We start from the raw sequence: 5,956 nt of genomic DNA, 5'->3' as shown, positions 1-5,956 counted from the left end.
ATCATGAGCCCACTAACGGCGGTCTATTTTGGCGCAGGACGTCCACGATGAGTCGTCCGAGCAGTCGGTTCCATAGGCGGAAAAAAATGATAGGATCGGATTTGGGGAGCTGATGATCGCACCAGTTGCGCTGGAGTAGTCGAACATGAGTGTACGACTTGTTTCGCAGGAAGACGCGCGTCTATTCGGTCCGTTTCGGTTCGTAAAAGCGCAGCGATCGCTGACGCGCGAAGGTATTCCTGTCCTCATCGGAGGGCGGGCGCTGGACGTTCTCGGGGTGCTGCTAGACAATCCCGGAAGCGTGGTGAGCGGGCGCCATTTGATCGAACAGGTCTGGAAAGGCGTCACAGTGGAGGACGCAAATCTTCGCACCCAGCTAACCGCGCTCCGCAAGGCTTTGGGCGACGGAATCAACGGGTCGAGGTACATCATCAATGTTCCGGGCCAAGGTTACTTGTTTGCTGCTCCCGTATCGGGCGACAAGTTGGATAAAGAGACAGGATATCAGGCGGCTTCCGAACCCGCACAATATGGTGCCCTTCCGAAACTACCTCGTTCGATCGTGGGGAGAGACGAGATAGTTGGAAGGCTTACTTCCATGCTGACCTCACGCCGGTTTGTGACTTTAGTGGGTACTGGCGGAATAGGAAAGACGACCGTCGCGATCGCAGTTGCGAATTCGCTTGTCAGTGCGTGCAAAATGGGCGTTTTCTTCATCAATCTGCAAGCTATAACGAACGGTGCGGACGTCTCCAGCTTCATCGCCTCCTCTGTCGGGTGTTTCATTCAGGGTTCGGACCCCGAGCAGTCTCTACGCACGTTCCTGTCCGGGCGCGAAACGTGCCTAATTCTCGACAACTGCGAGCATGTGATAGAGATAGCCGCTCCGTTGGCCCAGCGTCTCCTCGATGGTGTTCAATCACTGTCGATACTCGCCACCAGCCGCGAGGCCCTTAGGGTCAGAGGCGAGAATATTCTTTTGCTGCCGCCTCTGGGCCTCCCCGAGGACGGACCGATGACTGCGTCAAAGGCACTTGCTTCACCAGCAGTGCAGCTATTTATGGAAAGGGCCGCAACCGGAGGCTTTGCGGGGAGACTGACCGACATCGATGCCCCTCTGGTGGTCGATATTTGCAGACGTCTAGACGGGATTGCCTTGGCGATCGAACTGGCTGCCAGCCGCGTCGGGTTCTACGGAATACGTGGAACTCTAGAGCTGTTGAACGAAGGAAGCGGTCTACAGCTTCAGGGCACACGGACGACCTCATCGCGACACCAAACGCTCGAATCTCTTCTCGACTGGAGCGTCAAGCTATTGGCCCCTCACGAGCGGACCATCCTTTTCGAACTGGCGATTTTCGGCTCCGATTTCACCCTGGAGGATGCAGACGCGGTCGTTGGGAAGGACGGCGCGCACGCCGATGTTAGAGCTGCAATAGCCAGCCTGGTCGAAAAGTCATTGGTGCAAAATTCCTCCGATTTGCAAATGGCGAAATATCGAATTCTCGGTGTAACCCGCGCTTATGCCATGGAAAGACTCGAAACTACGGGTTTCAAAGGCCGGCTTGCCGAGCGCTTAGCCAATCACTTGAGAGACTTTTTAACACGTCTTCAGGGGCCACAGGCTGGCGATTGCTGTGACGAACTTTGTGCTTATCACATCGGAAACATACAGATTGTCCTGCCCTGGTGTTTCTCGGAAGAGGGCGACAAGGTATTGGGGATCGAAATCGCCGGGAAAGCGACTCGCCTCTTTATGGCGAAATCGCACTTTGCGCTCTGCCATCACTGGTGCAGAGAGGCCTTGAATGCGCTTCGCTCCGAACATGAGGGGACGGCGTTCCACCTTAGCTTGCTCGAAGCTCTGGCCCGATCTAGTATATATGTGAATGGCGGCAGGGAAACGAGGGTATTGATCCAGAATGCACTGGACCTCGCACGGACACGGCGGGACGACAAATGCCAACTCAATCTCCTGGCCGACTTGAACGTATTCCTCACCCGCCAAGGAGAATTCAGCGCCGCGTTGGATGCAGCGGAGCAAAGCTTTGCTGTCGCCAAAAAAATACAGGGGCGCAGTGAGACGATCCTGGCGGAATGGATGTTGGCGGCGTCATACCACCTGGCTGGCGACCAGTACGCGGCCATTCAGCATGCTGAGATCGGCCAGGCGCTGGCCCGCATCGAACCGCCGGTCAAGCTCAATTTGTTTCAGGAGGCGAGAGTCCGGTTTGCATTGGCGCGCTCTCTTTGGCTCCACGGTTATCCGGATCGGGCTCTCGCTGCGGCACGGCTTGCTATTGCAGAGAGCGCTAAGAACCCTGAACACGTCTCGTACTGTCTGTCGTTGATATATGCGACACCCGTATTTCTCTGGTCTGGCAAGTATGATGAAGCCTCACCTTATATCGAGATGGCCATCACTCAGGCGACCAAGCAGGGCTTGAGCGCCTTCAGGTCGCTTGGGCAAGCGCTAGCGGGGGAGCTTTTGGTTTTAACTGGCAAACCGTATCTCGGCGTAGAGGTCTTACGAGAGGCAATCGACGGTATGCAGGCCAACCGCAATGACATCGTGGTCTCCACGACGTCTGCTGTTTTAGCAAATGCTCTGGCTGCCTGTTCTAGGTGGAACGACGCGCACGCCGTTGTCGACGCTGCCATCTACGCCGCGGAGCGCCGTGCGGAGAAGATATGGATGCCTGACCTGCTCATGGCGAAAGCGGGGATCCTTTTGCGGCAAGTCAATCCGGCAATACCCCAAGCTGAGGCATTGCTGATGCGAACTATGGTGCTTGCGGAACAGCAGTCGGCTCTTAGCTGGCAGCTGCGGGCTGCAATTCCCTTAGCGAGATCATGGACCGTGGCGGGTAAAAGGTCGCAAGCAATCGAGCTGCTTACTGTCCTTCTGAGCCGTTTCACAGAGGGCTTCGAAACGTCCGATCTAGTTTGCGCACGCATGATGCTGGCATCCTTGCAGACCATCAGAGCCACCGCGTAAGGCAGACCGCACACTTTCTGCCGTGTTTGCGACGATGTCACTCTCTCACTCAAGGAACTCCCCACCGCCTGTCGGATTTGCACCTTTTTGCAATACTGAACTCGCTACATCGGCCTAGCGGCGTCACTTTGAACCGATGAGAGCCGTCGTGAATGATTACGAGCTTCAGGACGGGAACAACGCCCCCAAACACGAAAGCTCGTTATCCAACATACAATCAAGGAGAAATCGGCATGGATTTGCAACTCGCTGGCAAGACAGCCTTAGTTACGGGCGCGACCGGCGGGATCGGCCTCGAGATCGCGAGATCGTTGGTTGCCGAAGGCGCTAGCGTGGTCATCCCTGGCAGAAACAAACTGCGTTTGGCAGCCGCTGTTAACAACATCGGACTCAGCAGCGGAGGAAAAGTTAGAGGAATCGACGCTGACACATCGACTGCCGCGGGAGCCGCCGTGGTTGCCGAGGAACTGCCCGAAGTGGATATTTTGATCAACAACCTGGGAATATATGAGGCAAAGCCTTTCGCAGAGATATCCGACGAGGATTGGCTCCGTTACTTTGAAGTCAATGTAATGGGCGGTATTCGGCTATCTCGCGCTTACCTTCCCGGGATGCTGAAGCGGGACTGGGGGCGGATAATCTTCATCTCCAGCGAGTCAGGCCTGATGACGCCTTCCGTCATGGCTCATTACGGCATGACGAAAACAGCGCAGTTGGCCGTCTCTCGCGGATTGGCGAACGAGACCAGGGGCACGGGCGTAACTGTCAACGCAGTCCTGCCCGGCCCCACACGCTCGGATGCGAGTATTGAATTTCTAAGGTCGCTGTCGTCAAATCCGGAGGCAAGCGAAGCCCAAGTCGAGAGCGAATTCTTCAGGACACATCGTTCGATGTCTTTGCTCCAACGGCTCATATTGCCTGAGGAGATCGCCGATCTAGTGGCCTTTGTGTCGAGCCCGCGTTCCGCTGCAACCAATGGAGCCGCGATACGGGCCGACGGGGGAGTCATCCCAACCATTGCCTGAAGTCTCCACTGTGCCGAGCCCGTCGAGATACAGTGGGAAATTTGTCACTACAACCGGGGCGACTTGAACCGGTACCGCGGCATCGTTAGGTCCCGGTTCGACCCCGTGTGACGTATCGAAAAACAATGTATCGCCGAGCAAGGCGCCGGCAAGCGCACAGTGTGCCCGCCCTGGAACAGACGGGTGAGCGCTTCTGTGCGGACGATAGTTCTTGGGCTCGGTCCATAGCTGTGCTCCGGCGTCTTTAGGACGCGTTCAAGGGCTCGGGTAGGAAGCCCGAAGTGAAGTAATGCCTCAGATGTCGCAGGACGGCCGTATCGAACAGCCGCTGTCGTCATTGTGCCGAACGAGATTTGGTCCGATATTTTCGGCACAAGAATTGGATATCAGCAGCGTAGAGCAGCGTATTATCGGCCGCATCTATACAGTGGTCTAGGTTGGAAACCTTATTGGTCGAGACCCAACCAAGTAATGGAACACCAGCTCCGTTCGCGGTTCAAGCCACGCGCCGGTTCACAACTGCCAATTCGGCGTGGCGTACCTGCATCTAAGTATAGTGTTAGGTCCTTGGCGCACCGGCTAACCTCTATATCCAAACGAAGGAGGTCCGACATGTTTATGCCACCACCTGCCATGCCAAAATCGCCGTTCAACCAGAACGTGTGCTGTGTTCTGGTCGCCGATCCAGCAATCGATCGCAATTCAGACCTCGTCCGGCACCTCGTCCGCAGCGGCTACTTCGTCAAACTGTCGACGACATTGGAGGAGAGTCGCTCATTTATCTCTTCAATTCCGATTTCTTTTGCGTTGATCGAGCTTCGCTTTCAGGATGGCGACGGATTCTCGTTGATCGAGGATGTCCGAAAAAACAACCCGAATTCACGTATTCTGGTCCACAGCGCGTTTTGCAATATTTCAGTCGCGGTTCACGCCGCCATGAGGGGAGCAACTGACGTCCTGCCGAAACCGATCAAGACCGAGTTTGTGCTGCAGCTTCTGCTTGGACAGTATTGCAGCAAGGCCCTTCTTCCAGATGTGCTTCCCTGCCCAAACGCAGTGCGTAAGGAGCATATCCGAACTGTGTACTCAGCATGCAACCACAACGTAGCGCGGGCGGCGCGCGCGTTGTCCATGCACCGACGGACACTTCAAAGGTTGCTCGAGCGGACCGAGATGTTGGTTTCCCCTTGATAGCCGCTATTCGTCCTGCAGGGGTAGGGCGACATGCTCAGATCGCGATAGAAACAAATGTTCCAGAATTTGAGTTGGTCTCAGGCCATCGTTGATCCTACCATTCAGGCGGGGACGCTCGCTGTCGTTGGGGTTTTTACCACGCGTGTCGGTCTGCGCGGCTTTCCCAAAATAAGGTTCGCTGGCCAAGTGTTCTTCTTCGTGGCGCTTACCGTTCTCCTCCTCTATCACGGGATCGTTCCTTACCAGGAAGAACCTCAGGCTTCCGAGGCGTTCGAACGCATATTCATTGCGTTGGCAAAGATCATCTGGTGGATCAATGCCGCCTCAGCCCTCGTCGGATTTGTTCGGGTGTATCTGAGGTTCGAGGGCCAGCCAAGGGAGGGACGGCTTGTCCAAGACCTTGTCGTCGGACTCATTTATCTCGGAGCAACACTATCGGTCGTAGCCTATGTCCTCGGGGTACCAGTTGGAACGTTGATCGCGACGTCGGGAGTATTCGCAATCATTCTCGGCCTAGCGATGCAGAGCACCCTAAGCGACGTTTTTTCTGGGATCGCACTCAACCTTGGTCGGCCGTATTCAATCGGCGACTGGATAGTCCTGAATGACAAAATCGAAGGGAGGGTTGTGGAGACCAACTGGCGATCCACCCATCTTCTGAACTCAACGAACGATCTCGTCGTCCTTCCGAACAGCTTTCTGGCGAAGGTCGGTTTGACAAATCTCAGCAGTCCGGACC

At 55.7% G+C, this 5,956-nt stretch carries 4 protein-coding genes; all 4 read left to right on the top strand.

Going from position 1 to position 5,956, the window contains the following annotated elements:
- The first annotated feature begins 145 nt into the window (after positions 1-145).
- Complete coding sequence (locus ACXJ5O_RS16695) at positions 146-2,998, top strand: ATP-binding protein (RefSeq protein ID WP_457300867.1); 2,853 nt, start codon at positions 146-148, stop codon at positions 2,996-2,998.
- A 233-nt stretch (positions 2,999-3,231) separates the two neighbouring features.
- Entirely contained in the window at positions 3,232-4,023 is a 792-nt protein-coding gene (locus tag ACXJ5O_RS16690) for an SDR family NAD(P)-dependent oxidoreductase (protein WP_224506434.1), read from the top strand.
- Between the two features lie 612 nt (positions 4,024-4,635).
- Positions 4,636-5,214, top strand: coding sequence for a response regulator transcription factor (locus ACXJ5O_RS16685; RefSeq protein WP_224506435.1), 579 nt, complete (start codon positions 4,636-4,638; stop codon positions 5,212-5,214).
- 57 nt (positions 5,215-5,271) lie between these two features.
- On the top strand, positions 5,272-5,956 hold a 685-nt coding region (locus ACXJ5O_RS16680), incomplete at its 3' end, for a mechanosensitive ion channel family protein (protein ID WP_457300866.1).

This window comes from Phyllobacterium sp. P5_D12 (genome assembly GCF_054049495.1).
Note: the sequence above shows the minus strand (reverse complement) of the source record. Positions and strands in the feature narration are given on the sequence as shown.